Origin of the sequence: Parafrankia sp. EUN1f (assembly GCF_000177675.1) — a bacterium.
Classification (GTDB): Bacteria; Actinomycetota; Actinomycetes; order Frankiales; family Frankiaceae; genus Parafrankia.
Window position 1 is genome coordinate 1 of the sequence record NZ_ADGX01000333.1, and the last position, 2523, is coordinate 2523.

The 2523-nt window shown below is 70.7% G+C and carries 2 protein-coding genes; both read left to right on the forward strand.

From position 1 onward, the window contains the following. Window positions 1-443 (forward strand): MaoC family dehydratase (locus FREUN1FDRAFT_RS38805; RefSeq protein ID WP_006545925.1); only part of this gene is annotated, 443 nt, incomplete at its 5' end. Between the two features lies 1 nt (window position 444). After that, the gene (locus FREUN1FDRAFT_RS38810; RefSeq protein ID WP_006545926.1) at window positions 445-2484 is read left to right on the forward strand and encodes a protein meaA; all 2040 of its coding nucleotides are present in this window, start codon (window positions 445-447) and stop codon (window positions 2482-2484) included. The last annotated feature ends 39 nt before the right edge of the window (window positions 2485-2523 follow it).

Consider the following 2523-nt stretch of genomic DNA (forward strand, 5'->3'; position numbering starts at 1 on the left):
CCGTCACCGAGTACGACGACCACCTGTTCTGCCTGCTCACGATGAACCACCATCCGCTGCACCTCGACGCGAACTACGCCGAGAAGACCACCCAGTTCAAGCGGAACGTCGTCGTCGGCAACTACGTGTACTCGCTGCTGCTCGGCATGTCGGTCGCCGACGTGTCCGGCAAGGCGATCGCGAACCTCGAGGTCGAGTCGCTGCGCCACGTCGCGCCGGTCTTCCACGGGGACACGATCTACGGCGAGTCGACCGTCCTGGACAAGGTGGAGTCGAAGAGCAAGGACGACCGCGGCATCGTCACGGTCGAGACCCGCGGGCTCAACCAGGACGGCACCCTGGTCTGCATCTACCGCCGCAAGGTGATGGTCCCCAAGCGCTCCTACGGCGAGGAACGCGGCGGCGAGCAGCCCGGCCGCCCCACGCAGCAGGACGTGCGCTGACATGCCCGAGCCGTCGCCCGCAGGTCGATCTCCGCAGGTCGCTGTACCTTCGCCCGCGGGTAACGAGCGGGATCGGCCGTGGATCATCCGGACCTACGCGGGCCATTCGAGCCCGGCCGAGAGCAACGCGCTGTATCGGCGCAATCTCGCCAAGGGGCAGACGGGCCTCTCGGTGGCCTTCGACCTGCCCACCCAGACCGGGTACGACCCCGACCACGTGCTGGCGCGGGGCGAGGTCGGCAAGGTCGGCGTCCCGATCGCGCACCTGGGTGACATGAGGGCGCTGTTCGACCAGATCCCGCTGGGCAAGATGAACACGTCCATGACCATCAACGCGACGGCGATGTGGCTGCTGGCGCTCTACCAGGTGGCCGCGGAGGAGCAGGGCGCGCAGCCGGCCGAGCTGACCGGCACGACGCAGAACGACATCATCAAGGAGTACCTGTCGCGCGGGACGTACGTCTTCCCGCCCGGCCCGTCGCTGCGGCTGATCACCGACCTCGTCGCCTACACGGTGACCGAGATCCCGCGCTGGAACCCGATCAACATCTGCAGCTACCACCTGCAGGAGGCCGGCGCGACGCCGGTGCAGGAGCTCGCCTACTCGCTGTGCACCGTCATCGCCGTGCTCGACGCCGTCGTCGCCTCCGGGCAGGTCCCGCAGGAGCGGATGGGCGAGGTGTGCGCCCGGATGTCGTTCTTCGTGAACGCGGGCGTGCGGTTCGTCGAGGAGCTGTGCAAGATGCGCGCGTTCGTCGCGCTGTGGGACGACCTGTTGAAGACCCGCTACGGCGTCACCGACCCGCGTCACCGCCGGTTCCGCTACGGCGTGCAGGTCAACTCGCTGGGGCTGACCGAGGCGCAGCCGGAGAACAACGTGATCCGGATCGTGCTGGAGGCGCTCGGGGTCACCCTGTCGAAGGACGCCCGCTGCCGGGCGCTGCAGCTGCCGGCGTGGAACGAGGCGCTGGGCCTGCCGCGCCCGTGGGACCAGCAGTGGTCGCTGCGCATCCAGCAGATCCTCGCCTACGAGACGGACCTGCTGGAGTACCCGGACCTGTTCGAGGGCTCGGTGGTCGTGAACGCGCGGGTGGACGAGCTGGTCGCGGCCGCGACCGAGGAGATCGACCGGGTCCAGGCGATGGGCGGCGCGATCGCGGCGGTGGAGAGCGGCTACATGAAGTCCCAGCTCGTCGCCTCGCAGGCGACCCGTCGGGCGCGCATCGAGTCCGGTGACGACATCGTCGTCGGGGTGAACCGTTTCACCGAGACCGAGCCGAACCCGCTGCTCGCCGACCTGGACGCCGCCGTGCAGGTCATCGACCCCGCCGGTGAGCAGGCCTCCCGCGAGCAGGTCGTGGCGTGGCGGGCCGGCCGGGACACGGGCGTGGTGGACGAGGCGCTGCTGGGGCTGCGGGAGGCCGCGAAGACCGACGTCAACCTGATGCCGGCGACGCTGGCCTGCGCCCGGGCGGGTGTGACGACCGGCGAGTGGGCCGGTGTGCTGCGGGAGGTGTTCGGTGAGTACCGGGCCCCGACCGGCGTCTCGGGGGCGGCGACGTCCGGGACCGGTGAGGGCCTGGCCGAGGTGCGCGGGCTCGTCACCCGCACCGGCGAGGAGCTGGGGCGGCGGCTGCGGCTGCTGGTCGGCAAGCCGGGCCTGGACGGGCATTCGAACGGCGCGGAGCAGATCGCGGTGCGGGCCCGTGATGTCGGCTTCGAAGTGGTCTACCAGGGCATCCGGCTGACGCCCGCGCAGATCGTCGCCGCCGCGGTGGAGGAGGACGTCCACATCGTGGGGCTGTCGGTGCTGTCGGGCTCGCACATGAACCTGGTGCCCGAGGTGCTGGACGGGTTGCGGGCCGCGGGGCTCGGGGATGTACCAGTGGTGGTGGGTGGCATCATCCCGCCCGCCGACGCGGATCGGCTGACCGCGCTCGGCGTCGCGGCGGTCTTCACCCCCAAGGACTACGGCCTCACCGAGATCATGCGGGGGATGGTGAACATCGTGCGCACGGCGAACGGCCTCGCCGGTGCCTGACCCGACGGCTGCCGACCCGTCCGGGCCTGACCCGGGCGG

Excerpts from the sequence above, each read along its gene's own strand:
- FREUN1FDRAFT_RS38810 (WP_006545926.1), top strand. The coding sequence starts at position 445 with ATGCCCGAGCCGTCGCCCGCAGGTCGATCTCCGCAGGTCGCTGTACCT.